This window comes from Stenotrophomonas sp. K-6 (assembly GCF_056861555.1).
Window position 1 is genome coordinate 337,477 of sequence record NZ_JBSPUC010000004.1, and the last position, 25,140, is coordinate 362,616.

The 25,140-nt window shown below is 67.0% G+C and carries 27 protein-coding genes and 1 tRNA gene; 22 read left to right on the plus strand and 6 right to left on the minus strand.

From position 1 onward, the window contains the following. The 5 genes from AC13F7_RS14455 to AC13F7_RS14475 all read left to right on the plus strand — a co-directional run bounded on the left by AC13F7_RS14455 (position 1) and on the right by AC13F7_RS14475 (position 5,021). Positions 1-558 (plus strand): DUF2878 domain-containing protein, encoded by a 558-nt coding sequence (locus tag AC13F7_RS14455; protein ID WP_483001649.1) that lies wholly within the window; start codon positions 1-3, stop codon positions 556-558. After that, positions 555-1,352, plus strand: a complete 798-nt coding sequence (locus AC13F7_RS14460; RefSeq protein WP_483001651.1) for a DUF1295 domain-containing protein — start codon at positions 555-557, stop codon at positions 1,350-1,352. Before AC13F7_RS14455 ends, AC13F7_RS14460 begins: the two co-directional genes overlap by 4 nt. Next, positions 1,349-2,422: a cyclopropane-fatty-acyl-phospholipid synthase family protein gene (locus AC13F7_RS14465; protein WP_346481099.1), complete on the plus strand. Its 1,074-nt coding sequence runs from the start codon at positions 1,349-1,351 to the stop codon at positions 2,420-2,422. Before AC13F7_RS14460 ends, AC13F7_RS14465 begins: the two co-directional genes overlap by 4 nt. Positions 2,423-2,450: 28 nt before the next feature. Then, positions 2,451-2,987, plus strand: a complete 537-nt coding sequence (locus AC13F7_RS14470) for a lipocalin family protein (protein WP_481469287.1) — start codon at positions 2,451-2,453, stop codon at positions 2,985-2,987. Positions 2,988-3,131: 144 nt separating this feature from the next. After that, entirely contained in the window at positions 3,132-5,021 is a 1,890-nt protein-coding gene (locus tag AC13F7_RS14475) for an RpoH suppressor (protein WP_483001654.1), read from the plus strand. Between the two features lie 63 nt (positions 5,022-5,084). Here the strand turns inward: AC13F7_RS14475 and AC13F7_RS14480 are convergent, their stop codons facing one another. Then, positions 5,085-6,455 carry a helix-turn-helix domain-containing protein gene (locus AC13F7_RS14480; RefSeq protein WP_483001657.1) on the minus strand — a complete coding sequence of 457 codons (1,371 nt, stop codon included), beginning with the start codon at positions 6,453-6,455 and terminating at the stop codon, positions 5,085-5,087. Between the two features lie 111 nt (positions 6,456-6,566). On the opposite strand from AC13F7_RS14480, the gene AC13F7_RS14485 reads away from it, so the two are divergent. Genes AC13F7_RS14485 through mmsB form a run of 5 tightly spaced genes read left to right on the plus strand, consistent with a single transcriptional unit; the run spans position 6,567 to position 12,117 of the window. Further along, positions 6,567-8,072 (plus strand): CoA-acylating methylmalonate-semialdehyde dehydrogenase, encoded by a 1,506-nt coding sequence (locus tag AC13F7_RS14485; RefSeq protein ID WP_481469291.1) that lies wholly within the window; start codon positions 6,567-6,569, stop codon positions 8,070-8,072. A 25-nt stretch (positions 8,073-8,097) separates the two neighbouring features. Then, on the plus strand, positions 8,098-9,264 hold the full coding sequence (locus AC13F7_RS14490) for an acyl-CoA dehydrogenase family protein (protein WP_483001660.1): 1,167 nt from the start codon (positions 8,098-8,100) through the stop codon (positions 9,262-9,264). After that, positions 9,261-10,058 (plus strand): enoyl-CoA hydratase, encoded by a 798-nt coding sequence (locus tag AC13F7_RS14495; protein WP_483001662.1) that lies wholly within the window; start codon positions 9,261-9,263, stop codon positions 10,056-10,058. The genes AC13F7_RS14490 and AC13F7_RS14495 overlap by 4 nt, the downstream gene beginning before the upstream one ends. Beyond that, entirely contained in the window at positions 10,055-11,230 is a 1,176-nt protein-coding gene (locus tag AC13F7_RS14500; RefSeq protein ID WP_483001664.1) for an enoyl-CoA hydratase/isomerase family protein, read from the plus strand. The genes AC13F7_RS14495 and AC13F7_RS14500 overlap by 4 nt, the downstream gene beginning before the upstream one ends. Next, entirely contained in the window at positions 11,227-12,117 is an 891-nt protein-coding gene (gene mmsB, locus AC13F7_RS14505; RefSeq protein ID WP_483001666.1) for a 3-hydroxyisobutyrate dehydrogenase, read from the plus strand. The genes AC13F7_RS14500 and mmsB overlap by 4 nt, the downstream gene beginning before the upstream one ends. A gap of 96 nt (positions 12,118-12,213) precedes the next feature. On the opposite strand, the gene AC13F7_RS14510 is transcribed toward mmsB, so the two are convergent. Beyond that, positions 12,214-12,639 (minus strand): organic hydroperoxide resistance protein, encoded by a 426-nt coding sequence (locus AC13F7_RS14510; protein WP_483001668.1) that lies wholly within the window; start codon positions 12,637-12,639, stop codon positions 12,214-12,216. 110 nt (positions 12,640-12,749) lie between these two features. Here AC13F7_RS14510 and AC13F7_RS14515 point away from each other — a divergent pair, with 110 nt between their 5' ends. Continuing rightward, positions 12,750-13,586 carry an AraC family transcriptional regulator gene (locus tag AC13F7_RS14515; protein WP_483001670.1) on the plus strand — a complete coding sequence of 279 codons (837 nt, stop codon included), beginning with the start codon at positions 12,750-12,752 and terminating at the stop codon, positions 13,584-13,586. A gap of 21 nt (positions 13,587-13,607) precedes the next feature. Here AC13F7_RS14515 and AC13F7_RS14520 read toward each other — a convergent pair whose 3' ends face one another. Both AC13F7_RS14520 and AC13F7_RS14525 read right to left on the minus strand, forming a co-directional pair. Continuing rightward, positions 13,608-14,564: a cation diffusion facilitator family transporter gene (locus AC13F7_RS14520; protein WP_483001672.1), complete on the minus strand. Its 957-nt coding sequence runs from the start codon at positions 14,562-14,564 to the stop codon at positions 13,608-13,610. Between the two features lie 40 nt (positions 14,565-14,604). Then, on the minus strand, positions 14,605-15,273 hold the full coding sequence (locus tag AC13F7_RS14525; protein WP_483001674.1) for a Crp/Fnr family transcriptional regulator: 669 nt from the start codon (positions 15,271-15,273) through the stop codon (positions 14,605-14,607). A 94-nt stretch (positions 15,274-15,367) separates the two neighbouring features. On the opposite strand from AC13F7_RS14525, the gene AC13F7_RS14530 reads away from it, so the two are divergent. The 5 genes from AC13F7_RS14530 to AC13F7_RS14550 all read left to right on the plus strand — a co-directional run bounded on the left by AC13F7_RS14530 (position 15,368) and on the right by AC13F7_RS14550 (position 19,931). Beyond that, the gene (locus AC13F7_RS14530) at positions 15,368-16,048 is read left to right on the plus strand and encodes a hypothetical protein (protein ID WP_483001676.1); all 681 of its coding nucleotides are present in this window, start codon (positions 15,368-15,370) and stop codon (positions 16,046-16,048) included. A 76-nt stretch (positions 16,049-16,124) separates the two neighbouring features. Continuing rightward, a complete protein-coding gene (gene dusA, locus AC13F7_RS14535) occupies positions 16,125-17,144 on the plus strand; it encodes a tRNA dihydrouridine(20/20a) synthase DusA (protein ID WP_483001678.1) in 1,020 nt (339 codons plus the stop codon). 212 nt (positions 17,145-17,356) lie between these two features. After that, positions 17,357-17,725 carry a hypothetical protein gene (locus AC13F7_RS14540; protein ID WP_313208862.1) on the plus strand — a complete coding sequence of 123 codons (369 nt, stop codon included), beginning with the start codon at positions 17,357-17,359 and terminating at the stop codon, positions 17,723-17,725. A gap of 77 nt (positions 17,726-17,802) precedes the next feature. After that, positions 17,803-18,486 carry a response regulator transcription factor gene (locus AC13F7_RS14545; RefSeq protein WP_019185514.1) on the plus strand — a complete coding sequence of 228 codons (684 nt, stop codon included), beginning with the start codon at positions 17,803-17,805 and terminating at the stop codon, positions 18,484-18,486. Between the two features lie 20 nt (positions 18,487-18,506). Next, positions 18,507-19,931, plus strand: coding sequence for an ATP-binding protein (locus AC13F7_RS14550; protein ID WP_483001681.1), 1,425 nt, complete (start codon positions 18,507-18,509; stop codon positions 19,929-19,931). A 4-nt stretch (positions 19,932-19,935) separates the two neighbouring features. On the opposite strand, the gene AC13F7_RS14555 is transcribed toward AC13F7_RS14550, so the two are convergent. Then, positions 19,936-20,721: a M90 family metallopeptidase gene (locus tag AC13F7_RS14555; RefSeq protein WP_483001683.1), complete on the minus strand. Its 786-nt coding sequence runs from the start codon at positions 20,719-20,721 to the stop codon at positions 19,936-19,938. Continuing rightward, the gene (locus tag AC13F7_RS14560; protein ID WP_481469305.1) at positions 20,688-20,963 is read right to left on the minus strand and encodes a hypothetical protein; all 276 of its coding nucleotides are present in this window, start codon (positions 20,961-20,963) and stop codon (positions 20,688-20,690) included. The genes AC13F7_RS14555 and AC13F7_RS14560 overlap by 34 nt, the downstream gene beginning before the upstream one ends. A gap of 129 nt (positions 20,964-21,092) precedes the next feature. Here AC13F7_RS14560 and birA point away from each other — a divergent pair, with 129 nt between their 5' ends. The 6 genes from birA to AC13F7_RS14590 all read left to right on the plus strand — a co-directional run bounded on the left by birA (position 21,093) and on the right by AC13F7_RS14590 (position 25,101). Continuing rightward, positions 21,093-22,058, plus strand: a complete 966-nt coding sequence (birA, locus tag AC13F7_RS14565) for a bifunctional biotin--[acetyl-CoA-carboxylase] ligase/biotin operon repressor BirA (RefSeq protein WP_483001685.1) — start codon at positions 21,093-21,095, stop codon at positions 22,056-22,058. Beyond that, positions 22,055-22,792 (plus strand): type III pantothenate kinase, encoded by a 738-nt coding sequence (locus AC13F7_RS14570; RefSeq protein WP_483001687.1) that lies wholly within the window; start codon positions 22,055-22,057, stop codon positions 22,790-22,792. Before birA ends, AC13F7_RS14570 begins: the two co-directional genes overlap by 4 nt. A gap of 9 nt (positions 22,793-22,801) precedes the next feature. Further along, the gene (locus tag AC13F7_RS14575) at positions 22,802-23,641 is read left to right on the plus strand and encodes an SPOR domain-containing protein (protein WP_483001689.1); all 840 of its coding nucleotides are present in this window, start codon (positions 22,802-22,804) and stop codon (positions 23,639-23,641) included. Between the two features lie 41 nt (positions 23,642-23,682). Beyond that, positions 23,683-23,758: transfer RNA gene (locus tag AC13F7_RS14580), tRNA-Thr, on the plus strand. Positions 23,759-23,851: 93 nt separating this feature from the next. Beyond that, positions 23,852-24,772: an arginase gene (gene rocF / locus AC13F7_RS14585; RefSeq protein ID WP_259260502.1), complete on the plus strand. Its 921-nt coding sequence runs from the start codon at positions 23,852-23,854 to the stop codon at positions 24,770-24,772. A gap of 191 nt (positions 24,773-24,963) precedes the next feature. Further along, positions 24,964-25,101: an entericidin A/B family lipoprotein gene (locus AC13F7_RS14590; protein WP_123731139.1), complete on the plus strand. Its 138-nt coding sequence runs from the start codon at positions 24,964-24,966 to the stop codon at positions 25,099-25,101. Positions 25,102-25,140: the final 39 nt, after the last annotated feature.

A 25,140-nucleotide genomic window follows, 5' to 3' on the forward strand; every position in this document is an offset into this window, starting at 1 on the left:
GTGCTGCGTTTCTGGGCCAATGTGATCGGCAACCAGCTTGTCTGGCTGTGCGCCGTGATCGGCGCCGGTCACGGGCTGCGTTGGCCCGCGCTGGTGGCAGCGGCGGTTTACGTGGGGAGTCAGCTGGTCTGGTCCGCGCAGCCGTCAGTGGAGATCAGATTGATGCTGGTAGCGATCGCCTGCGGGTTGGTCGTAGACGGGCTGGCCGGCGCCTCTGGGTGGGTGCGGTACGCGGCTGGCAATGATGCCGCGTGGATCGCCCCCGTCTGGATCCTCGCGCTGTGGGCCGCCTTCGCGATGACGCTCACGGTGTCGTTCGCGACGTTGCAGCGGCATCTGCGCATTGCTGCTCTGGTCGGCCTGCTCTTGGCGCCGCTGGCGTATCTGTCCGCCGCGCGCGGCTGGTCGTCGGTGGTGTTCGCCGCACCGCAGTGGCACGGCGTGCTGCTGCTCGGCCTCGGCTGGGCGATCGCACTGCCGGTCCTTGCGGCGTGTGCCCGTCATTGGCAGACCCGCGCGGTACCCCTTGCCACACTTGCTCCAGGAGACACACGATGAAGATGCTGTGGGTGGTGTGGCTGTACGCCGCCGTGATGATGACCTGGGGCTGGTGGTGGCAGCGCCGGCACCAGAACATCGGGGTGGTCGATGTGCTGTGGGCCAAAGGTGTGGGCGCGTCTGCCCTGTTGCTGGCACTGCTCGGCGATGGCGCGGCGATGCCGAGGATCGCGCTGGCGGTGCTGGGCGGCCTGTGGGGCTCGCGTCTGGCCCTGCACCTGTGGCACCGCGTGCGCAGCGAGCCCGAGGATGGTCGCTACCAGCATCTGCGCAAGCACTGGAACGGCCACCAGGGAAAGATCTTCGGCTTCTTCCAGTTCCAGGCCCTGCTGATCGTGCTGTTCGCACTGCCGTTCGTGGCGGTGTCGGTGAACCCGGCACCCCAGGGCTGGGGCTGGCTGATCGCCGCGGTGGCGATGTGGTTGCTGAGCGTGGGCGGCGAATCGCTGGCCGATCGTCAGCTGGCGCGCTTCCGTGCCGATCCGGCCAACAAGGGCAAGACCTGCCGCGATGGGTTGTGGCGTTACTCGCGGCATCCCAACTATTTCTTCGAATGGCTGCACTGGTTCACCTACGTGCTGCTGGCCGTGCAGTCGCCGCTGTGGTGGCTGGCCTGGTCCGGCCCGCTGGTGATGTACGTGTTCCTGCGCTGGGTCAGCGGCATTCCCTTCACCGAGGCGCAGGCGCTGCGCTCGCGCGGTGAGGATTACCGCGAATACCAACGCACCACGCCGATGCTGTTTCCGTGGTTCCCCTCCCGTTCGTCGTCTGCCCGTAAGGAATCTTCACCATGAATGTCGCCAGTGACCGTCTTCCGCTGCCGGACTACGCACCGGGCCTGACCGGCCTGGCCGAACGCGGGGTGCTGCCCGATGCGCTGTTGCGGCTGGGCATCCGCCGCCAGTGCGAGCAGCGCCTGCGCGAAGAGCTTGCCGGCGGCCAGCAGGTCCAGTCGCAGCGCTTTGCCGCGCGGATTGCCGGGCTGGCCAGCAGCGCGGTGGCGTTGCACGTGGATGCGGCCAATCGCCAGCACTATGAAGTGCCCGCCGAGTTCTTCCACCGCTGCCTCGGCAAGCGCCTGAAGTACAGCAGCTGCTACTACGCCACCGGCACTGAAACCCTGGACGAGGCCGAAGAGGCGATGCTCGCGCTGTATGGCGAGCGCGCACAGCTGGCCGATGGGCAGCATATTCTTGAGCTGGGCTGTGGCTGGGGTTCGCTGACGCTGTGGATGGCCGAGCGCTATCCGAACGCGCAGATCACCGCCGTCTCCAACTCCAACAGCCAGCGCGAGTACATCCTGGGGCAGTGTCGTGCACGTGGCCTGATCAACGTCACCGTGCTGACCCGTGATGTGAATCATCTGACGCTCGATGCCGAGACCTTCGACCGCTGCGTCTCGATCGAGATGTTCGAACACATGCGCAACTACCCGCAGCTGCTGCAGCGCATCCACGCGTGGCTGCGACCGGAAGGCAAGCTGTTCGTGCACATCTTCGTGCACCGTACGCTGATGTACCCGTTCGAGACCGAGGGAGACGACAACTGGATGGGTCGCCACTTCTTCACCGGTGGCCTGATGCCGGCGGCAGATACCCTGCTGTTCTTCCAGCAGCACCTGCAGCTGCAGCAGCGCTGGCTGCTCGATGGCACGCACTACGAGCGCACCGCCAACCACTGGCTGGCCAACCAGGACCGCGAGAAAGAGGCCGTGATGGCGGTGCTGCGGCAGACCTATGGCGACGCCTCGGCCGCGTTGTGGCACCAGCGCTGGCGCATGTTCTGGATGGCCTGCGCCGAGTTGTTCGGCTACCAGCAGGGCCAGCAGTGGCAGGTGGCCCACTACCTGTTCAACCGTCCGTGATCACCCCACGTTCCTGGAGGAAGCCGTCATGTCCATCCGTGCTCTCGTTCCCCTGCTGGTTGTCGGCATGATGCTCGGCGGCTGCAGCGGCAACACCCGTCCGATCCCGCCCGTGGCGCACGTGGACGTGCCGCGCTTCATGGGCGATTGGTATGTGATCGCCCACATCCCCAGCCGGCCCGAACGTGAAGCGTTCGATGCCGTGGAGTCCTACGCACTGCGTCCGGACGGCCGCATCCAGACCACCTTCCGCTATCGCAAGGGCAGCTTCCAGGCACCGATCAAGACCATGCACCCGATCGGTACCGTCAAGGAGGGCACCGGCGGCGCCATCTGGGGCATGCAGTTCATCTGGCCGATCCAGGCCGAGTACGTGATCGTGGATCTGGATCCGGACTACAAGCAGACCATCGTCGGCCGCAGCAAGCGTGATTACATGTGGCTGATGGCGCGCACGCCCACGATCTCCGATGCGGACTATCAAGCGGCCATGACCCGCATCGCCGCGCTCGGCTACGACCTCTCCCAGGTACGACGCGTGCCGCAGTCCGGCAACGCTGAATAAGCCGTTCCGTGCCGCGCTTCTCAGGCCCTGAGAAGCGCGCAGGCGATACTGTTCCCATCGATCTCCCCGGTGCCTGCCTTGTGGCGGGCACCGCTGGAGAGGGTGCGTGGATCGGCCACGCACGGGCGGACAGAGGACGGCAACGTGGCGGACAAGTACTGCGATCTGGTCATGAAGGGCGGCATCACCAGCGGCATCGTGTATCCCAACGCGGTGCTGTCGCTGGCCCGTGAGTACCGCTTCAAGAGTATCGGCGGTACCTCGGCCGGGGCCATTGCCGCTGCCGTGGCCGCCGCGGCAGCGCTGGGCGATCGGCGCCGCCAGGCCGGGGAGCCGGTAGCGGCGACGGTGGGCTTTCCGGGGCTGGCCGACGTGTCGGCGCAACTGTCACGGCAAGGCTTCATCCACAGCCTGTTCCAGCCGGCGTATGGCGCGCGTACCGCGTACCGCCTGCTGGTGATGTTGACCGGCAAGGCTGGCCTGCCGCGCAAGGTCGCGTGTCTGCTCGCCGCGGTATTTGCGATCGCGCCACTGGAGGTGCTGCTGTCGCTGGCCGGCCTGCTGGGCATCGGCTACCTGGCCGGTGGCACCGACGGCATCTGGGCGACGTTGCTGCCCTCGCTGCTGTGCGCCTACGGCGCCGGTGTCCTGGCCTCGGCGCTGCGCGTTGCCCGCGTCGCCCGCCGCAACCTGCTCGGCCTGTGCAACGGCAGCACCCAGCCGAATGCCTCCGCGCCGGCGTTGACCGATTGGCTGCACACGCAACTGCAGGCCTTGGCCGGCAAGCCGCATGACCAGCCATTGACCTTCGGCGATCTGCACACGGCTCAACGCTATCCTGGCGAGCCCAGCGGTGCGCACGCCATCACGCTGCAGATGATCACCACCTGCGTGTCGCACAGTGAGCCGCGCACGCTGCCGTTCAACGCGGCGCATTTCTGGTTCCTTCGCGAGGAGTTCACGCAGCTGTTTCCCGCCAGCGTGGTCGAGTGGCTGGTTGCACGGGCCGGCGCGCCGGAGCAGGTGGACGGGCGCGACTACTACCGCCTGGTCGATGGCGAGGACCTGCCGGTGCTCGTCGCCACCCGGATGAGCCTGAGCTTCCCGCTGCTGATCAGCGCGGTGCCGCTGCACGAGCCGGCCCGTCGCGAGCGCCGCTGCGAGCCCGTGGCGGATGCCGAGCCACCGCGCGATAACACCAACGTGGCTGACAGCATGGAAGGGCTCACCAGTGGTGGCCAGAGCTGCGGCCCGGTGATCACCGCCTTCCGTGTGTGCTGGTTCTCCGATGGCGGGATCAGCAGCAACTTCCCGATCCATCTGTTCGACGCCGCGTTGCCGCGCTGGCCCACGTTCGGCATCAATCTCGTCTACGCGCAGCCTGCTGACGCCGTGAGCGTGGTGGCGGAGGGCGACGCGCATGCGCGCGCGGAGCAGGCCGTGTTCCTGCCCACCGAGAACCGCCATGGCTGGCAGCGCACCTACCAGTCCATCGCGCAGCCGATGGCCGCGGCGGAGATGTCCGGTTTCCTGTTTTCGATCGTATCGACCATGCAGAACTGGCGCGATGTGCTCCAGGCGCGTGCGCCGGGGTACCGCGACCGCATCGTGCATGTCGCGCTGGAGGGCGACGAAGGCGGCATGAACCTGGACATGCCACAGGCTGTGCTCAGCCGCATTGCCGACAAGGGCAGCATCGCCGGGGAGCGCTTCTGCGATTTCTCTTTCGCCAACCACTACTGGATCCGCTGGCGCAATCTGGCCTCGGCCTACCAGCGCTACACGCTGGATGTGGCGCGCACCGATGACCCTGCGCAGCGCGTCACAGCGTACGAAGGGGCCTATCAGAGCGTCGCCACCGGCACACCGCCTCCGCCGTCGTACCGCCTGAGTTCGGAAGACAAACGCCGCGAATCGCAGCAGCTGTGGCGGCACATGGTCGAGCAGGGCCAGACCTGGGAAGACCTCGGGCCGGACCTCACCGACGGCGCGCCGCGGCCGCTGCCGCAGATGAAGGTCACACCGATCTATTGAGGGTTTCCGCCACCCGGTAGAGCCGGCCATCGGCCGGCACGATCCAACCACCACCGGACCGCATCAGCCGCGCCCCGGCAGCTGCGGGAACGCGCGCTGCATGCAATCCTCGCGCGGGCATACGCGGCAGCCCGGGCCGATCGAGACCGAGTTGCCCGGGCTCTGGATATCCAGCCCGCGCGTGTAGATCAACCGCTCGGCATGCTGCAGATCGCAGCCCAGCGCCACCGCGAAGGTCTTGCGTGGCTGGCCATGCCCGATCGGCCCACTGCTCACCTGCCGCGCCAACCAGAAGTGACGACGCCCGTCCGGCATGCGCGCGGTCTGGGTCAATACACGCCCGGGTTGGTTGAAGGCTTCGTACACGATCCACAATGGGCACGAGCCACCCACCTGCGAGAAGTGGAAATCGGTGGCCGAATGCCGCTTGGAGACATTGCCCGCACGGTCCACGCGGATGAAGAAGAACGGCAGGCCCGGCGCACTGCGCCGCGCCAGCGTGCTCAAGCGATGGCAGACCGCTTCGAAGCCCACGCCGAAGCGATGGGCCAGGGCATCGATGTCGTAGGCACTGTGCTCGGCGGCGCGCAGGAACTGCGCATACGGCATCACCAGCGCCCCGGCGAAGTAGTTGGACATGCCTATCCGCGCCTGCGCGATCTGCTCCGCTTCGCCGAAGCCCGCACGGGCGATCACCGCATCGATCTGCGCCGCATAGCCGAGCAGGGCCAGCTCGGCCGCCATCTGGAAGGCCTGCTGGCCCGGCTCCAGGTAGTCGGGCAGCCACAAGGTGCGGCTGCCGCCGTCGTAGACGCGCTTCTCGCGCCCGGGCTGCAGCGGCCCCACTTCCACCAGCACGCCATGGCGGTCGGCCAGCAGCTGGCGCAGGCGCGGCGCCACATGCCCGGCCACCAGCCCCCATTCGCCGAACAGCTGCTCGGCCAGGTCATCCAGCTCGGGGATGTGGTTGTGCATGCGGTTGAAGAAATCGCGCACCTGGTCGCCCGCGGGCAGTGCCTGCCCGGCATGCACATCGCCCAGCTGGAACTCCAGCGCGGCGGCATGCTCGCGCAGCATCAGGTGGCGGCGGTGCAGGTCGAGCAGGGCGCGGCTGATCTGCGGCAGGTTGCCGGCCATCGCGCGCAGCTCGGTGCTGCTCACATCCGCCAGGCCCAGGTCCCGCAGGGTCTCGCCCAGCGATTCCTGCAGCGCGCCGGGGTCATCGACCTCGAACAGCTCGCTGACGTCACCCAGCACCTCACGCAGCTTGCCCTGCACCGCCGGAGTCAGCGGCCGCTTGTTGCGCTCGATCTGGTTCAGGTAGCTGGCCGACAGCCCCAAGGCCTTGGCCAGCGCCAGCTGGCTGTAGCCGCGCTGCTCGCGCAGCTTGAGCAGGCGCAGGCCGATCTGGCGTTGGACGGGCTGGCTATTCACAGAATTCACAAGAATCGTAGCGGGCATTGGCCAGATTAAGCGTATACAGGCCGGAAATCGAGGGTGGCACTGTGAATAATGCCAACAACTTTCGACCCGCCGGGATTGTCCATGACTGTTGCAGCGCCCCGTATCCGCATGTTGATCGATGGCCAGTTCATCGAATCGACCAGCTCGCATTGGCAGAACGTGGTCAACCCGGCCACCCAGGACGTCCTGGCCCAGGTCCCGTTCGCCACCCCCAGCGAAGTCGACGCCGCCGTCGCCTCGGCCAAGGAAGCGTTCAAGACCTGGCGCAAGACCCCGATCGGCACCCGTGCGCGCATCTTCCTGAAGTACCAGCAGCTGATCCGCGAGAACATGAGCGAGCTGGCCCACATCCTCAGCGCCGAGCAGGGCAAGACCGTGCCGGATGCCGAGGGCGATGTGTTCCGTGGCCTGGAAGTGGTCGAGCACGCCGCCGCGATCGGCAACCTGCAGCTCGGTGAGCTGGCCAACAACGTGGCCAACGGCGTGGACACCTACACCCTGCTGCAGCCGCTGGGCGTCTGCGCGGGCATCACCCCGTTCAACTTCCCGGCGATGATTCCGCTGTGGATGTTCCCGATGGCCATCGCAACCGGCAACACCTTCATCCTCAAGCCTTCCGAGCAGGACCCGATGGTCACCATGCGCCTGGTCGAACTGGCGCTGGAGGCGGGTATCCCCAAAGGCGTGCTCAACGTAGTGCACGGCGGCGAAGACGTGGTCAACGCGATCTGCGATCACCCGGATATCAAGGCGGTGTCCTTCGTCGGTTCCACCCGCGTCGGCACCCACGTGTACAACCGCGCTTCGCTGGCCGGCAAGCGCGTGCAGTGCATGATGGGCGCCAAGAATCACGCCGTGGTGCTGCCGGACGCCAACAAGGAACAGAGCCTCAACGCGATGGTCGGTGCCGCCTTCGGTGCGGCCGGTCAGCGCTGCATGGCCGCCTCCACCCTGGTGCTGGTCGGCGAAGCACGCGAGTGGGTGCCGGACCTGGTGGCCAAGGCCAAGACGCTGAAGGTCAGCGGTGGCAGCGTCGCCGGTACCGATGTCGGCCCGGTCATCTCCTGCGCCGCGCGTGAGCGTGTCGAAGGCCTGATCGCCTCGGGCGTGGAGCAGGGCGCCAAGCTGGTGCTCGACGGCCGCAACCCGCAGGTCGATGGTTTCGAGAAGGGCAACTTCGTTGGCCCGACCATCTTCGCCGGCGTGACGCCGGGCATGCGCGTGTACGACGAGGAAATCTTCGGGCCGGTGCTGGTGATCCTGGAAGCGGACACGCTGGAGGATGCCATCGAACTGATCAACGCCAACCCGAACGGCAACGGCACCGCGCTGTTCACCCAGTCCGGTGCGGCCGCCCGCAAGTTCCAGGAAGACATCGACGTCGGCCAGGTCGGCATCAACGTGCCGATCCCGGTGCCGGTGCCGCTGTTCTCGTTCACCGGCTCGCGTGCCTCCAAGCTCGGCGACCTGGGCCCGTACGGCAAGCAGGTGGTGATGTTCTACACCCAGACCAAGACGATCACCTCGCGCTGGTTCGATGACGAGACGCTGGGTCATGGCGTCAACACCACCATCAGCCTGAAGTAAGCAACAGCAACAACGGAGTTCGACCATGAGCCACTCGATGACGACGGAACTCGACGAAGCGCAGCAGGCCTATAGAGAGGCAGCGCGTGACTTCGCCCAGGCCGAACTGGCGCCGCACGCCGCGCGATGGGATGCGGAGGGCATCTTTCCGCGCGAGGCGATCGCCAAGGCAGGGGAACTCGGGTTCTGTGGGTTGTACATGGACCCCGAGGTCGGTGGCAGCGGCTTGAGCCGTCTGGACGCCGCCGTCGTCATCGAGGAGCTCGCCAATGTGGACCCGTCCACGGCGGCCTATGTCAGCATCCACAACATGGCGTCGTGGATGGTGGCCAAGTGGGGCCAACAGAGCCTGCGTGCCGCGTGGGGTGCAGACCTCTCGTCCGGCACCAAGCTGGCCTCGTACTGCCTGACCGAGCCGGGTGCCGGCTCGGACGCGGCCTCGCTGAAAACCAGCGCGGTGCGTGACGGCGACCATTACGTACTCAACGGTTCCAAGGCCTTCATCTCCGGCGCCGGGGCCACTGAACTGCTGGTGGTGATGGCGCGTACGGGCGGTCCAGGCGCAGGTGGCATCAGTGCGATCGCGGTGCCGGCCGACCTGCCGGGCATCAGCTACGGCCGCAAGGAAGAGAAGATGGGCTGGAACAGTCAGCCCACCCGCGGCATCACGTTTGAGAACGTGCACGTGCCGGTCAGCCATCTGCTCGGCGAGGAAGGCAGCGGTTTCAAGCTGGCCATGAAGGGCCTGGACGGCGGCCGCATCAACATCGCCGCGTGCTCACTCGGCGCGGCCCAAGGCGCTCTGGATGCCGCCCGCCGCTACATGGGCGAGCGCCGCCAGTTCGGCAAGGCGCTGTCGGAGTTCCAGGCGCTGCAGTTCAAGCTGGCCGACATGGTCACCCAGCTGGTCGCCGCCCGGCAGATGGTGCACACCGCCGCGCGCAAGCTTGATGCCGGTGCCAGCGATGCCAACGTGTGGTGCGCGATGGCCAAGCGCTTCGCCACCGATGCCGGTTTCAACATCTGCAACGACGCGCTGCAGATCCACGGCGGCTACGGCTATATCCGTGAATACCCGATCGAACGGCTGCTGCGCGATTCGCGCGTGCACCAGATCCTGGAGGGCACCAACGAGATCATGCGTGTGATCGTGGCCCGCCACCTGCTCAACACTGAAGAGGAACTGCGATGATGGAGTGGCGCCAGCATGATCATGTCGGTCTGAAGGTCGAGGCCGATGGCCACGTTGCGGTCATCACCCTCAACAACCCGCCGGCGCACACCTGGACCGTACACAGCCTGTCCGCGCTGCGCGATCTGGTCGGCGCGCTCAATGCGGACCGCGATATCTACGCGCTGGTGATCACCGGTGACGGCGAGAAGTTCTTCTCCGCCGGTGCCGACCTGAAGCAGTTCGCCTCCGGCGACAAGGCTGCCGCCCGCGAAGCCGCACGCCGCTTCGGCGAAGCCTTCGAAGCCCTGTCCGGATTCCGCGGCGTGTCGATCGCGGCGATCAACGGCTACGCGATGGGCGGCGGTCTGGAATGCGCGCTGGCCTGCGACCTGCGCATCATTGAAGAACACGCCCAGGTGGCGCTGCCGGAGGCCACCGTCGGCCTGCTGCCGTGCGCCGGCGGCACTCAGAACCTGCCGCGTCTGGTTGGCGAAGGCTGGGCCAAGCGCATGATCCTGCTCGGCGAGCGCATCGATGCGGACACCGCACTGCGTATCGGCCTGGTCGAAGAGAAGGTCGCCAAGGGCGAAGCCAAGGCGCTGGCCGTGGCATGGGCGCACAAGGCCGGCAAGCAGAGCCCGACCAGCATCGCCGCGTGCAAGACGCTGGTGCAGGCCACCCGCACCGGTACCCACGCCTCGGCGCTGGTGGCTGAGCGCGAAGCCTTCGTCGATCTGTTTGACAGTGCTGACCAGGCCGAAGGCGTGAACGCCTTCCTGGAAAAGCGCGCCGCGCAATGGAAAAACGCATGAGCACCGCCGCCGCCCATGACGAGGCGCCGGTGCTGTTCGAAGAGCGCGCCGCCGGCAACGGCACGCGCATCGGCATCGCGACGCTCAACGCCGCGCGCACCCTCAACGGGTTCTCGCTGCCGATGGCGCATCTGCTGCGCGAGCGGCTGGAGGCCTGGGCCGTTGATGACGGCATCGCGCTGGTCGTGCTGCAGGGCGCGGGCGAGAAAGCCTTCTGCGCCGGCGGCGACCTGCACAGCCTGTACCGCAGCATGGTCGACTACCGCGAGAGCGGAAAGACCGACATCCGTGACAACGCCTACGCCGCTGAATTCTTCGACGTCGAGTACCGCGTCGACTACGCGATCCACACCTACCCCAAGCCGATCCTGTGCTGGGGCCATGGCATCGTCATGGGCGGTGGCATCGGCCTGATGTCCGGCGCCAGCCACCGCGTGGTCAGCGAGCGCTCCAAGCTGGCGTTCCCTGAGATCACCGTCGGCCTGTTCCCGGACGTGGGCGGCAGCTGGCTGCTGCCGCGCGTGCCCGGCCACGGCGGCCTGTTCCTGGCCCTGACCGGTGCGCCGCTCAACGCCGGCGATGCGATCTACGCTGGCCTGGCCGATATCCACATCGCCGAGGCACAGCGCGAGACCGTGTTCAACGCGCTGGCGGACGTGCACTGGAGCCGCGAGGCCAAGCGCAACCACGAACAGTTGACTGCGCTGCTGCAGCAGCACGCCAGCGATGCGGCCACCGGCCCGCTGCTGCGCAATGCCGCCACCGTGGATGCGCTGTGCGCCGGTGACGACGTCGGCGCCATCGTCGAGGCGATCCTTGCCCTGGAGACCGAGGACGCCTGGTTGAAGAACGCGCAGGCCACGCTTGCTGCCGGTGCACCCGGCTCGGCGCGGCTCGCGTTCGAGCTGCAGTACCTGGCCGAGGGTGCCTCGCTGGCCGAGGTCTACCGCATCGAGTACATCGCAGCCCTGCACGCGGCCGCCCATGGCGATTTCGCCGAAGGCATCCGCGCGTTGCTGATCGACAAGGACCGCAACCCCCAGTGGCAGCCGCGCACCCTGGCGGACGCCACGGCCGAGTGGGCCCGCACCTTCTTCGTTTCGCCGTGGTCCGATGCCGCGCATCCGCTGGCCGACCTCGGTGCCACCGTCCCTGAAAGGAGCCACGCATGAGCCGTATTGCATTCATCGGGTTGGGCAACATGGGTGGCCCGATGGCCGCCAACCTGGCCAAGGCCGGTCACGCCGTGCGCGTGTTCGATCTGGTGCCCGCCGCTGTGCAGGCCGCCGTCGATGCCGGCGCCACCGCCGCCAGCTCGGCGCTGGATACACTGACCGACGCAGAGATCGTCATCTCGATGCTGCCGGCCAGCCGCCACGTGGAAGGGGTCTACCTCGGTGACGATGGCCTGCTGGCCGATATCCCGGGTGGCGCACTGGTCATCGATTGCAGCACCATCGCCCCGGCCACTGCCCGCAAGGTCGCCGAAGCGGCCGCCGCGCGTGGCCTGCAGATGCTGGATGCCCCGGTCTCCGGCGGCACCGCGGGTGCACAGGCCGGCACGCTGACCTTCATCGTCGGTGGCGAAGCCGAGGCACTGGAGCGTGCGCGCCCGCTGCTGCAGGCGATGGGCAAAAACATCTTCCACGTTGGTGCCAGCGGTGCCGGTCAGGTGGCCAAGCTGTGCAACAACATGGCGCTGGGCGTGATCATGGCGGTGACCGGTGAATCGATCGCGCTGGGCGTCGCGCACGGGCTGGACCCGAAGGTGCTTTCGCAGATGATGGCGGTCAGCACCGGCCGCAGCTGGGCGACCGAAGTGTGCAACCCGTGGCCCGGCGTGCTCGAAAACGCCCCGGCCTCGCGTGGCTACAGCGGCGGTTTCGGCAGCGACCTGATGCTCAAGGACATGGGCCTGGCGGTGGAAGCAGCGATGAGTGTCGGTGCCTCGATCCCGCTGGGCGAGCTGGCGCGCAACCTGTATTCGATGAATCACCAGGCCGGTCGCGGCAAGCTGGATTTCTCCAGCGTGGTGCAGCTGATCACGCACGACAAGTAAGGGAACAAGATGCATCCCGTGGGCTCACTCACGGGATCCACCGCGGTGGGATGGGCGGTTGCCAGACGAATCACGTCCGGCAGCCGCCCATTTTTTTTAGACCACCGTCAGCGTCACGTCGATGTTGCCGCGGGTCGCGTTGGAGTACGGGCACACGATGTGCGCCTTCTGCACCAGCGCTTCGACCTGCTCGCGCGGCAGGCCCGGGACCGAGATTTCCAGGGTGACTTCGATGCCGAAGCCGGTCGGGATCTGGCCGATGCCGACCTTGCCGGTGATCGCGGTCTCAGCCGGCAGAGCGACCTTGGCCTGGCCGGCCACATACTTCAGCGCGCCCAGGAAGCAGGCCGAGTAGCCGGCGGCGAACAGCTGCTCCGGGTTGGTGCCCGGGCCGCCCGCACCGCCCAGTTCGCGCGGGGTGGAGAGCTGGATGTCCAGCACGTTGTCGGAAGAGACGGCGCGGCCGTCGCGGCCGCCGTTGGCAGTGGCCTGGGCGGTATACAGAACGTTGGCAATGGACATGGGAATCTCCTGCGGAGTGAAAGGGGTGGGCCAGATGGCAGGTGTACTTTGCGCGCCTGGACCGTACTTGTGGCAACATTTCGTCCAGAAACCTTGATCTGGAGTCCGCCATGGTCGACCGACTGCAATCTCTGCTGGACCGTTTCGCGGTCTCTGCCGAAGTCTTCCACGCCGGCGCGCTGTGCGGCATCAACGATCTGCCGGGCGATGGCGAGCGTGGCCAGCTGCATCTGATCCGCGAGGGCCATGTGCGCGTCGAGCACCCGGACGGCAGCACGCTGCAGATCACCACCCCCAGCGTGCTGCTCTACCCGCGCCCGCTTGCGCACCGCTTCGTCACCGATGCCACGCGGGGCGCGGATTTCGCCTGCGCCAACCTGCAGTTCGAAGGCGGCGCCAACAACCCGGTCGCCGCTGCCTTGCCGCCGATCGTCTGCCTGCCGCTGGAGGGCTTGTACGGCGGCCAGCCGGTGCTGTCGCTGCTGTTCGAAGAAGCCTTCGCGCAGCGCTGTGGCCGCCAGGCCCTGCTGGATCGGCTGTTCGAAGTCGTGCTCATCCAGATCCTGCGCGCGCTGATGGAAAGCGGCCAGATCCGCGTCGGCCTGCTCGCCGGCATGGCCCATCCGCGTCTGCGCCACGCGCTGGTGGCCATGCATGAAGCACCCGCCGCCGAGTGGACGCTGGAGTCGCTCGCACAGCGCGCCGGCATGTCACGCAGCGCCTTCGCCGACAGCTTCCGCGACACCATCGGCAGCACGCCCGGGCACTACCTGCAGGGCTGGCGCACCCGTCTGGTCCAGCAGGCGCTGCGCCGTGGCCATCCGCTCAAGCGCATCGCGATCGATGTGGGCTACGGAAGTGAAGCGGCGTTGTCGCGCGCGTTCAAGGCGCAGACCGGGCAGTCGCCGCGGCAGTGGAAACAGGGCAACGTGGCGACCGAGCAATAACGCGATGCGCGTCGGCATCGCTCAGATCGCCCACTCCCGATCCGTCGTGAACATGATCGTCAGCCACCGATCCGGCGACTCCTCGCCCAGCGCCTCGCCGATCTCATCGCGCAACCGATCCCACTCGATCAGCGCCCGCGGCGGATCATCGGCGCGCACCACGAAGAACAGCTCGATCTGCTCACCGCGCCCGACCTTGGCCACGTAGCTGCGGAATTCCAGGAAGCCGTGCCTGGCCACGATGTCGCGCGCGACTTCGTCCACATGCGTCTGCAGATCCAGCGGCGTGATCAGCAAAATGTCCGACAGTGCCTGGCGCACCGTGCCCATCGGCGCGACGACCACGAACAGGCAAACCACCAGCAGGATCGCCGGATCGATGTACGGCACCAGCCACGCCCACTGCGTGCCGCCCAGCACATAGCCGCCGACGAAGGCGACCAGGTACGCGGCTGACATGCTGGCCGCGACCACCCAGTTCTTCGCATCGAGTGCGATGAAGTCCGAGCCGATCGACCGGTTCGCGCGGCGTACGAACAGTGCCAGCCCGGTTTCGGCCACGATCGAGATCACCGCGAACAGGATGGCCGGCCCGAGCGCGATCTCGCGCCCGCCGGACATCAGTGCATCCACCGCATTGACCGCGGCATACAAGGCCGCGCCAATCATCAACGTGCCGCTGACCCCGAGCACGATCGGCTCCAGATGCCAGAAGCCCATGGTGAAGCGCTGGTTCAAGCGCGACTGCAGGGTATCGACGTGAGTCGACAGGCTGATCAGGCGCACCACCAGCAGCGACAGCCAGGTCATCACCACGTCGATCAGGCCGTAGATGCCGTCGAAGATGATCAGCGAAGAGTTGGCGAGCAGACCGAAGGCCACCGCCGCGGCCGCCATCGCCAGCGACGCGGCGATCGACAGGCGCAGGACGCCTTGTTCGGTGGTGGGGTCGAAACTGGGCAGGCGGAACGAGGGCATGGATGCTTGGGAGGGACGTGCAGAGCTGCATTGTCTACTGTCATGGTTGCACGTGTGTACGTCGCGCGGGCTTTCGCGCGCGGGCGAGCTGTTCAAGCCCCGCCAGATCCACAATGTCGATTCTGCCGTATCCAACGCGGATCAGGCCTTGCCGCGACCACTGCGCAAGCTGCCGGTTCACCGTTGGCCTGGATACGCCGAGCTGCATCGCCAGCATTTCCTGAGAAAGGCGCAGCGCGCTGGACCCGGAGTGGGGAAAGTGGCCGATCACGGTGCGTGCCAGCCGGCACTCGAAGGATCGAAGGGTGGTGTCCTCGATCCATTCAATCGTCTGGCGATAGCGCGTGCAGACGAGTTGGCAGACGGCAAGAAGTGCCTCGTTATCCGACCGTATCAAGGCATGAAATGCAGTTGCCGTAACGGTCGCAATGCGGCATTCGCCATGAGCGACGGCGGTAAAGGCGCGGGCCTTCGCATCCAGAAGCGGTGCCTCGCCAAACCACTGGGAGGGTCCCAGAACGGCGACCAGCCGGTGATCCATCGCCTCACCTTCAACACCGACGCGGACGCATCCCTCAAGAACGCCGAACATGGCGGCCGGGCGGGAGCCCTGCTCGAACAGTGGCTGCCCGTCCTTCAGTCTTCGCACTACCGATGCGGCTTTGAACCGCTCGGCGATGTGGCTGGGGAGAGTGCCATCGGCTTGCATCGTTGGAATCCGGTCGGCCAATTGTTCAAGATTTACAGTTTAGACCACGCCTGGCGAGCATCATCTGCGCATCGGATAGCGCAGGAGGTGATTCATGTACGTGGGCCATTTCGCGATTGGTTTAGCCTTGAAGGCGCGATTTCCAAAGATCCCCACGCTGCCCTTGCTGATGGGGGTGGGATTCCTGGACATCCTCGATGGCCTCTTCATCATTCTCGGCTGGAACCACGTAACGCCCAACCTGCTGGCCGGCCCCTATCTGTTCTTTGATCTGACCTTCATCGACTGGGACCATTCGCTCGCCGCCGCGCTGTTGTGGTCCTGCGTCTGGGGCGCGTTTTTCCTCAACGACAAGCGGGTCGCTGCATTCGCCTTCGTAGCGTGCTTCTCGCATTTCCTCGCGGATTGGCCGATGCATAACGCCGATCTGGCCCTCTATCCCTTCTCGACCATGCATCTGGGCATGGGGATGTGGGGGAAGCTGGGCACGATGTCCTGGATCATCGAAGGGCTGTTCGTCGCGGTACTTGCCGGCTATGCGTACCTGTCGAGCATGCGCCGGGGCGTCGACCTGCGCTGGCCGATGGTGGTGATGGTGCTCGCTTTCATCAACCTCTCGCCGTGGTTGTCGCCCATGAAGCATGTCGCCACGCTGGGCCAGCCGTCTGCCACGCTTGTTCACGGCGCGCTGGTCACTTCCGGGTTCGTGATTCCCGGTGCCTTGTTGACGTGGCTGATCAACAAGGCAGAGCGAAAGGGTGCCGGAGCGCACTAAGGGCAGTATTCATCGGAAGCGGGTAAACTATTGATTGCGCTGGCAATGCCAGTGAATCCAGATGCACCTGCAGCCGATGACCCTCCAGCCCGCCACCGACGCCGCCGCGCGTTACGCCGCCTCCCTGCGCCTGTCCGTCGCCCCGATGATGGACTGGACGGACCGCCATTGCCGGTACTTGCACCGGCTGCTGGCACCGGGCGCGCGGCTGTACACGGAGATGGTGCACGCCAACGCGGTGATCCACGGCGACCGTGAGCGCCTGCTGGGCTTCGACGGCAGCGAGCATCCGCTGGCCCTGCAGCTCGGTGGCAGCGATCCGGCCCTGCTGGCCCAGGCCGCGCGCATCGCGCAGGAATGGGGCTATGACGAGGTCAACCTCAACTGCGGCTGCCCCTCCGATCGCGTCCAGGCCGGGCGCTTCGGTGCCTGCCTGATGCGCGAACCTGCGCTGGTCGCCGAGTGCGTGGGCGCGATGGTCGCTGCGGTGGACATCCCGGTCACGGTGAAGTGCCGCTTGGGCGTGGATGACGACAACGACTACGAAACGTTCTTGAACTTCGTCGATCAATCGGCCAACGCCGGAAGCGCGATGTTCGTGGTGCATGCCCGCAATGCGTGGCTGAAGGGCCTCTCGCCGAAGGAAAACCGCGAAGTGCCGCCGCTGCGTTACGACTGGGCGCACCGTCTCAAGACCGACCGTCCGCAGCTGCAGATCGTCCTCAACGGCGGCTTGGCCACGGTCGAGGCCGCGCAGGCCCAGTTGCCGGCGCTGGACGGGGTGATGCTGGGCCGCGCCGCCTACCACGACCCCTACGTGCTGCATCAGCTGGAGGCCGCCCAGACCGGTGCCCCGCTGCAATCGCGCGAGGCGCTGCTGCGTGCCATGCAGCCCTATATCGAAGCCCAGCTGGCCCGTGGGCTGGCGCTCAAGCACATCACCCGCCATCTGCTGGGCCTGTTCCACGGCCAGCCGGGCGGCCGTGCGTTCCGCCAGATCCTGAGCGAAGGCTCGCACCGGGTTGGCGCCGACTGGAGCCTGATCGAGCAGGCGCTGGCGGTGACCCGTGCCCAGGCGGAGCGCGTCGCGGCGTGAGCCGCGTCACCTTGTCAGCTTGACAAGGACCCCGGTTTAGCCGCCAATGTTCACTTAGATGAACAAAGCGGGGAGGCAGGCGGAAAAGTTCAGACCGGATTCACTGGCTAAAACCAAGAATTCGCTAAAGATTCGTAAAGCGCCGGCCCGGGCTGGCGGTTGCCGATTCACAACTTTTGAACGTTTAGCCGCGCTCCGCTAGGATCAGACCGATGTTCTCCGTGACCCGCCACCGCCGCATTGCCGCCTTCGCCCTTCTGGCGACGGGCGCAGCTGCCTCCACCAGTGCGTGGGCGCAGATGCCGCCGCCGGAAGCGGCCCGTGCCGAGATGATGCGTACGGCCGAACGCGGCGGTCCGCAGGAGCGCTCGCTGTCCGATGCGGTGCGTCGCGTGCAGCGGACTACCGGTGGACACATCCTCGGCGCCGAGCGCGTGCCCTTCGATGGGCGCGATATCAACCGGGTGAAGTACATGGATGATCGCGGTCGCGTCCGCTATATGGACGATCCGGCGACATCGCGTTCACAGCCCCGCACGCCGCGCTCGGATATGTCATCACTACGCGGCGATAACCCCTGAACAGGGATAGTTGTCCGCAGTCATCTGCATTACCCACTGGCCCCATGGGGCCATACCCAGGACACTAGGGAGAGTTCATGCGTATCCTTCTGGTCGAAGACGAAGCCCCGCTGCGGGAAACACTGGCAGCCCGGCTCAAGCGCGAAGGCTTTGCCGTCGATGCTGCGCAGGACGGTGAGGAAGGTCTGTACATGGGCCGCGAGGTTCCGTTTGATGTCGGCATCATCGATCTTGGCCTGCCCAAGATGTCGGGCATGGAGCTCATCAAGGCCCTGCGCGACGAGGGCAAGAAATTCCCGGTGCTCATCCTGACCGCGCGTTCGAGCTGGCAGGACAAGGTCGAGGGCCTCAAGCAGGGCGCCGACGATTACCTCGTCAAGCCGTTCCATGTGGAAGAGCTGCTGGCCCGCGTCAATGCGCTGCTGCGCCGTGCCGCCGGTTGGAGCAAGCCGACGCTGGAGTGCGGCCCGGTCGCGCTCGATCTCGCTGCGCAGACGGTCAGCGTCAACGGCAGCAACGTGGATCTCACCAGCTACGAGTACAAAGTGCTCGAATACCTGATGATGCATGCCGGTGAACTGGTCTCCAAGGCCGACCTCACCGAGCACATCTATCAGCAGGACTTCGACCGCGACTCCAACGTGCTGGAGGTCTTCATCGGCCGCCTGCGCAAGAAGCTTGATGCCGACGGCGAACTCAAGCCGATCGAAACCGTGCGTGGCCGCGGTTACCGTTTCGCCATTCCGCGCAACGAAGGCTGAGCTGCGGCTGGCGATAGATGATGTCCGGCCGTCTGTGGTTCTTTAAACGCTGGCGGCCGCGCTCACTGCAGGCGCGCCAGCTGTTGGCCGCCTCGGTGGGCCTGGTGGCCTTCCTGGCCCTGGCCGGCTACGCGCTGGACGCGGCCTTCGCCGATACCGCGAAAGCGAATCTGCGCGAGCGGCTGAAGAACTACGCCACCGCGTATGCGGCCGGCATCGACTTCACCCGTGACCGCTCGCTGTACATCCGCGAGCAGCCACCGGATCCGCGTTTTGACGTCCCGGGCAGTGGCCTCTACCTGCAGGTCGTAATGCCGGACGGCAAGGGCAACTCCATGTCCGCCGAGGGCCCGATGCTGCCCACCGTGGGCGGCGGCATGCTGGCCCCGCGCCAGGAAGTCTTCGAAGGCCCGTTGCCGATGATCCAGATCGATGGCAGCGAGGGCTCGGCCTACCGCTATGGCATGGGTCTGGTCTGGGATGCCGACGCCGACCCCGCCACCGAATTCCCGTACACGATCTACGTGCTCGAAGACTCGCGCGCGCTCGGCGCACAGCTGCGCGTGTTCCGCGGGCGCGTGTGGTTCTACCTTGGCGGCATCGGTCTGATCCTGCTGCTGCTGCAGACGGTCATTCTGCAGTGGAGCCTGCGCCCGATGCGGCGCGTGATCAATGAGCTGACCAAGGTCCAGCGCGGTGAAACCGAGCGCATGAGCGAACGCCATCCGCGCGAGCTGGAGCCACTGACCGACAGCATCAACGCCTTCATCGAGAGCGAGCGCGAGAACCTCGAACGCCAGCGCAACACCTTGGCCGATCTCGCGCACAGCCTGAAAACGCCGCTGGCGGTGTTGCGCACGCAGCTCGACAGCGGCGCACGCGATGAGGATCTGCGCGAAGAGTTCGACGTCCAGCTGCGGCGCATGAACAACCTGGTGTCCTACCAGCTGGCGCGCGCGGCTTCGTCCGGGCACAAGCTGTTCTCCGCCCCGCTGCCGATCGAATCCAACGCCGAAGAAATCGTGCGGGGCCTGGAGAAGGTCTACGCCTCCAAGGGCGTGCTGTGTGAATTCGATATCGACCCGGCCGCGCGTTTCCACGGTGAGCCTGGCGATCTGCAGGAACTGCTCGGCAACCTGCTGGAGAACGCCTTCAAGTGGGCCAGGCGCCGCGTGCTGCTGACCGCGCATCCGTTGCCGGCACCCGGTGCGCGTCGCGCGGGGCTGGTGCTGTCGGTGGATGACGATGGCCCGGGCATCGCACCGGAAGACATCGCCAAGGTGCTGCAGCGTGGCGTGCGTGGCGATGAGCGCGTGCAGGGTCACGGCATCGGCCTGTCGATCGTGCAGGACCTGATCAAGGATTACCGCGGCGAACTGCAGGTGAAGCGTTCGCCGGAGCTGGGTGGTGCACGCTTCGAAGTGAAGCTGCCGCCGGGGCCGTAACGCGTCACCGCATCAGCGGTGACGGACCATAGAACCGCTGCAGATGCCCGGCCACCGCCGGCATCTCGCGCGCGAGCAGTGCCGGTGCGGAGAAGTGGTACTCGCTGACCACGGCAAAAAACTCCTCTGGCGCCTCGGAGGCGTACGGATCGATCAGCGTCTCGCGGCCCTGATCCACCTCGGCGCAGAAGGCGTCATAGGCCTGCTGGAAATCCGCCGCCCATTGTTTCTGCCACGCGCGCGGCAAGGGCGGTGTGCCGTCGATCGCCCCGTCCAGCGCATCGATCTTGTGCGCCATTTCATGCACCGCCACGCAGAACCCGGCCTCCGGATCGGCGATGTCGGCCTGGATATCGGCCCACGACAGAATCAGCGGACCGCTGTCCCAGGATTCGCCGATCAGCGCATCGTCCCATTCGTGCAGCACGCCGGCCGCATCCACCTGGCTGCGATGCACGCGGAACGCCTCGGGATACACGATCAGCTGCGACCAGCCGCGCAGGCCGATCTCGCCCAGTTCCAGCAGTGGCAGGCAGCAGAGCGCGGCCAGCAACACGCCATCGGCGTCCTCCAGCTGCAGCTCGGCGGCTGGGCTGATGGTTTTCTCGTGCAGGAAGCGAGCCGCCAGGGCACGCAGGCGTTCGCGGCGGGCAGGGTCCAGCTGCTGCAGCCAGGCGGCGCGGCGGCAGGTGGTGTCCCAGAGGGTAGGGTCGATCTCGCGTGGCGTGCGGCGCAGCCAGCCCAACAGTTGTTCGATCAGCGGAACATACCCGGCAGGAAGCTGTGCCACTTCGGTGCGCGCAGGCGCGGCAGCACGTCGTCATCGCCACCACCGCCGGTGCTGGTACCGCTGCTGGCGCTGGGCTTCACCGTGGCCGGTGCCGCAGCCGCCGAAGCCGATGCCGGTGCGCTGCGCTCGTTCTCGTTGGCCGAGTAGACACACGCGCCGCGGCCCGCCGGGGTGAGCGCATCGGAAGCATGCGCGGCCAGCGGGGCCATCAGGAGGAGCAGGCAATGGGCGAACGGGCGCATCGTCAACATCCAGCGGCGGGTCAAGTTCTCGATTCTAGCCCGATTCGGCCGGGGGATTGGAAGGCCCCCGGGCGGGCGCTGGCGGCGGCTTTCCCGCATACTTTTCCCGTTTACCCGATGGAAGCTGCCGTGGACGACCGCCAACTGCTGGCCAAACTGGGCGCCGGGCGCCTGTCCGGCGACGCGCTGGCGCGTGAGCTGGGCCAGACCCGCGCCGCGATTTGGAAGCGGATTCAAGGACTTAGGGCGGCAGGCGTCGAGATCGACGGCCGCGCCGGTGACGGCTACCAGTTGCAGCAGCCGCTGGATCTGCTCGACGCCGAGACGATCCAGGCCGCGCTGCCGGCCGCTGTCGGCGGCCAGTTGACCTCCCTGCAGGTGGCCTGGTCGGTCGCGTCAACGAACAGTGAATTGCTGCGCTGCAGCGCGCCGGAGCGCGGGGCGATGGCCCTGCTGGCCGAGCGCCAGACCCGTGGCCGCGGTCGCCGCGGGCGGGTCTGGGCCTCGCCGCTGGCGGCGCATATCTACCTTTCGGTGCTGCGCGGGTTTGCCGGTGGTCTCTCGCGGCTGGGCGGGCTGAGCCTGGTCGCCGGGGTTGCGGTGGCCGAGGCGCTGCGCGAGGCCGGCTACCCCGGTGTGGCGCTGAAGTGGCCGAACGATCTCATCGTTGATGGGCACAAGCTCGGTGGTTTGCTGATCGAAGGCGGCGGTGAATTCGCCGGCCCGGCGCGCGCGGTGATCGGCCTGGGCGTCAACGTCCGGATGCCCGCTGCGTTCGCGGCGGAGATCACCCAGCCCTGGACCGATCTGGACACGCTCTCCGGCGCACAGACCTCGCGCAACGCGGTGGTCGCGCACATCATTGCCGCCCTGCTGCCCGCACTGGACGCCTTTGAGCAGGACGGCCTCGCGCCGTTCCTCGCGCGGTATGCCGCGCTGGACAGCCTGGCCGGACGCGAGGTGCAGGTGGAAGAAGGCGGCGTGCTGTTTGCCGGCACGGCGCTGGGTCTGGCCGACGACGGCGCGCTGCGTGTGCGCATCGACGGCAGCGAACGGGTTTTCCATGCGGGCGAAGTCAGCGTGAGGGCGCAATGAGCGACTGGTTGTTTGATCTGGGCAATTCGCGCTTCAAGTTCGCGCCGCTGCAAGGCATGCGCGCAGGCGATGTGCAGGCGTGGCCGCATGGTGCTGAAGCGATGCCGGCGGCAGCACTGGATGCGCTGCCGTCGGGCGACACCGCTTACGTTGCCAGCGTTGCCGCACGCTCGTTGACCGCCGCCATGCTGGATGTACTGCAGGCGCGCTTCCGCCATGTCCGGGTGGCGCGCACCGAAGCCGACTACGCCGGTGTGCGGATCGCCTATGCCGATCCCACCCGCTTCGGCGTGGACCGCTACCTGGCGCTGCTGGCCGTGGCCGCGCGTGGCCAGGCCGTGCTGATTGCCGGTGTGGGCACCGCACTGACCATCGATCTGCTGGATGCCGAGGGCCAGCATCACGGCGGGCGTATCTCGGCGTCGCCCACGACCATGCGCGAAGCCTTGCATGCACGTGCCGTGCAGTTGCCGGCGGCGGGCGGCGAGTACAGCGAGTTTGCCAATGACACGGCCGATGCGCTGGCCTCCGGCTGCGATGGGGCGGCGGTGGCCCTGATCGAACGCAGTCGTGTGCAGGGCGGCGAGCGGCTCGGCGCGTTGCCGCATCTGCTGGTGCACGGCGGCGGTGCGCCGGCCCTGCTGCCGCTGCTCGGCGATGCCGAATTCCAGCCCGCACTGGTGCTCGATGGGCTGGCCCGTTGGGCCGTGCATCAACCGCCGTCGGCAGGCTAGGATCAGCCGATGCTTACCCGTGCCCTGATCGTCGTCCTGGTCATCCTCAACCTCGGTGTCGCGCTGTGGTGGCTGCTGCGCGGCGAACCGGCCAGCGCACCGCCGGCATCGCCCGTCGGTGTGGCGCAGTTGGAAGTGCTGCCGAGCACGCAGGCGCCGCCGGCCACGGCGACGCCGCTGACTCCTGCGCCGGCACTGCAGGACGTCACGCCCGCCTCCGCGCCCGCGCCTGTGACACAGCCGCCGGTGACCACCGCCACGCCGGCCACCGCCCTGGCCGACACGCCTGCGCCAACGCCCGCTGCCAGCGTCCCTGCACCGCCCCCGGTGGCCACAGCGCCCACACCGGCCGCCGCACCCGCACCCGTCACCGCGACACCCACTCCCGCCCAATGCGTAAGCCTGGGGCCCTTCGCGGACCGCGCAACGGCCCAGGCCGCCCAGTCGCGCGCCGGGGGTGCCCTGCGTGGCGCCAAGCTGCGTGAGGTCGCCGATGCCGGCGCCACCCGCTACCGCGTGCTGCTGCCGCCCGCCGCCAGCCGTGAGGAGGCGCAGGCCACGGTCAAGCGCATCGTCGCGGCCGGGGTGAGCGACTACTACATCATTGCCCAGGGCGAGGACACCAACGCCATCGCGCTGGGCCAGTACCGCAATCGCGAAGGCGCCGATCGCCGCCTGGCCGCCCTGAGCGCCGCCGGTTTCAAGGCGACCATGGTCGCCAGCGGGGGCGATGGCAGCGCGCAGTGGTGGCTGGATGCGACCCTTGCCGATGGAACCGACCCCGCCGTGGCCCGCCAGCGCAGCGGCGCAGCTCAGCACCGCTCGCTGGAATGCGCGCGCTTGCGCTAGAATCCCGGCTCCGCGGCGGGTCATCCCGCTGCGATGCCCATGCCGGCATAGCTCAGTTGGTAGAGCAACCGCCTTGTAAGCGGTAGGTCCCCAGTTCGAATCCGGGTGCCGGCACCATTGATGCACGGTCGATGACGACTGCTGCAGCGCCGCGAGTCGTATGCCGCCGCGCTGGCTATGCTGGTCCTCTTTGCAATGGAGGCAACAGCGATGGCGATGTATTCCCCGGTTTCCCTGATTGGCGTGCCCACCGATGTTGGCGCAGGCCACCGTGGTGCGGGTCTGGGACCGGACGCCCTGCGCATCGCGGGCCTGGGTGATGCGCTCACCGCGCGCGGCGTGGACGTACGCGACCTCGGTAACCTGGCCGGTCCGCGCAACCCGTGGACGGCACCGGTGCAGGGCTACCGCCATCTGGACGAAGTGGTGGCCTGGAACCGTGCGCTGATGGAGGCCACCTACGCCGAGCTTCAGGCCGGGCGCATGCCGATCATGCTGGGCGGCGACCATTGCCTGGGGATCGGCTCGATCACCGCGGTCGCGCGCTGGTGCCGCGAGCAGGGCAAGGACCTGCGCGTGCTGTGGCTGGATGCGCATTCGGATTTCAACACCAGCGAGGTCACCCCGTCGGGCAACGTCCACGGCATGCCGGTGGCCTGCCTGTGCGGGCTCGGCCCGGACGCATTGACCCGGCTGGGTGGCGATGCCCCGGCGATCCGCCCGCAGCAGGTGCACCAGATCGGCATCCGTTCGGTGGACCAGGAAGAGAAGCGCCTGATCAAGCAGCACCAGGTGGATGTCTATGACATGCGCTACATCGACGAAGCCGGCATGAAGCGCACGATGGAGGCAGCGCTGGCCGGCATCGATGCCAACACGCACCTGCACGTCAGCTTCGACGTGGATTTCCTGGATCCCAGCATTGCACCCGGCGTCGGCACCACCGTGCCGGGCGGGGTCAATTACCGAGAAGCGCAGCTGGTGATGGAGATGATCGCCGACACCGGGCGCATGGGGTCGCTGGACATCGTCGAGCTCAATCCGCTGCTGGACAACCGCAATGCGACGGCCGAACTGGCCGTCGATCTGGTCGAAAGCCTGTTCGGGAAATCGACGCTGATGCGCGATTGAGAGCGCTTGGCTGAACCGCATTTTCCTGCGTTCACATCCGCTGCACGCCTCTCCAGCCAGATTGCACGTCACGCGGCGCTGTGTGTTTCGACCCACGGCGCTGCAGGTCAGGAAGGGGGGCTGCGCTGGCGTGCTCTCCTGACAGGCGGGACCGGATTTCGGTATTGAATTTGAACAACCAGGAGAACCCCATGAAGCGTGTTATCGCACTGATGCTGTTGTCGATGTTCTCGGTGGCCATGCTGTCCGGCTGCAACACCGTTGCTGGTGCAGGCAAGGATGTGCAGAAGGCCGGTGAATCGGTCGAAGACGCTGCCAAGGGCAACTGATCCGCGGATCAGCAGTCAACGGAAAAGGTCGGGAATTCC

Coding starts and splice junctions, on each gene's coding strand:
- AC13F7_RS14550 (WP_483001681.1), top strand. CDS start 18,507: ATGTCCGGCCGTCTGTGGTTCTTTAAACGCTGGCGGCCGCGCTCACTG.
- AC13F7_RS14470 (WP_481469287.1), top strand. CDS start 2,451: ATGTCCATCCGTGCTCTCGTTCCCCTGCTGGTTGTCGGCATGATGCTC.
- AC13F7_RS14560 (WP_481469305.1), bottom strand. CDS start 20,963: ATGCGCCCGTTCGCCCATTGCCTGCTCCTCCTGATGGCCCCGCTGGCC.
- AC13F7_RS14485 (WP_481469291.1), top strand. CDS start 6,567: ATGACTGTTGCAGCGCCCCGTATCCGCATGTTGATCGATGGCCAGTTC.
- AC13F7_RS14545 (WP_019185514.1), top strand. CDS start 17,803: ATGCGTATCCTTCTGGTCGAAGACGAAGCCCCGCTGCGGGAAACACTG.
- rocF (WP_259260502.1), top strand. CDS start 23,852: ATGGCGATGTATTCCCCGGTTTCCCTGATTGGCGTGCCCACCGATGTT.
- AC13F7_RS14460 (WP_483001651.1), top strand. CDS start 555: ATGAAGATGCTGTGGGTGGTGTGGCTGTACGCCGCCGTGATGATGACC.
- AC13F7_RS14515 (WP_483001670.1), top strand. CDS start 12,750: ATGGTCGACCGACTGCAATCTCTGCTGGACCGTTTCGCGGTCTCTGCC.
- AC13F7_RS14510 (WP_483001668.1), bottom strand. CDS start 12,639: ATGTCCATTGCCAACGTTCTGTATACCGCCCAGGCCACTGCCAACGGC.
- AC13F7_RS14570 (WP_483001687.1), top strand. CDS start 22,055: ATGAGCGACTGGTTGTTTGATCTGGGCAATTCGCGCTTCAAGTTCGCG.
- AC13F7_RS14525 (WP_483001674.1), bottom strand. CDS start 15,273: ATGCAAGCCGATGGCACTCTCCCCAGCCACATCGCCGAGCGGTTCAAA.
- AC13F7_RS14520 (WP_483001672.1), bottom strand. CDS start 14,564: ATGCCCTCGTTCCGCCTGCCCAGTTTCGACCCCACCACCGAACAAGGC.
- AC13F7_RS14575 (WP_483001689.1), top strand. CDS start 22,802: ATGCTTACCCGTGCCCTGATCGTCGTCCTGGTCATCCTCAACCTCGGT.
- AC13F7_RS14490 (WP_483001660.1), top strand. CDS start 8,098: ATGAGCCACTCGATGACGACGGAACTCGACGAAGCGCAGCAGGCCTAT.
- AC13F7_RS14465 (WP_346481099.1), top strand. CDS start 1,349: ATGAATGTCGCCAGTGACCGTCTTCCGCTGCCGGACTACGCACCGGGC.
- AC13F7_RS14495 (WP_483001662.1), top strand. CDS start 9,261: ATGATGGAGTGGCGCCAGCATGATCATGTCGGTCTGAAGGTCGAGGCC.
- AC13F7_RS14500 (WP_483001664.1), top strand. CDS start 10,055: ATGAGCACCGCCGCCGCCCATGACGAGGCGCCGGTGCTGTTCGAAGAG.
- AC13F7_RS14540 (WP_313208862.1), top strand. CDS start 17,357: ATGTTCTCCGTGACCCGCCACCGCCGCATTGCCGCCTTCGCCCTTCTG.
- mmsB (WP_483001666.1), top strand. CDS start 11,227: ATGAGCCGTATTGCATTCATCGGGTTGGGCAACATGGGTGGCCCGATG.
- dusA (WP_483001678.1), top strand. CDS start 16,125: ATGACCCTCCAGCCCGCCACCGACGCCGCCGCGCGTTACGCCGCCTCC.
- AC13F7_RS14530 (WP_483001676.1), top strand. CDS start 15,368: ATGTACGTGGGCCATTTCGCGATTGGTTTAGCCTTGAAGGCGCGATTT.
- AC13F7_RS14590 (WP_123731139.1), top strand. CDS start 24,964: ATGAAGCGTGTTATCGCACTGATGCTGTTGTCGATGTTCTCGGTGGCC.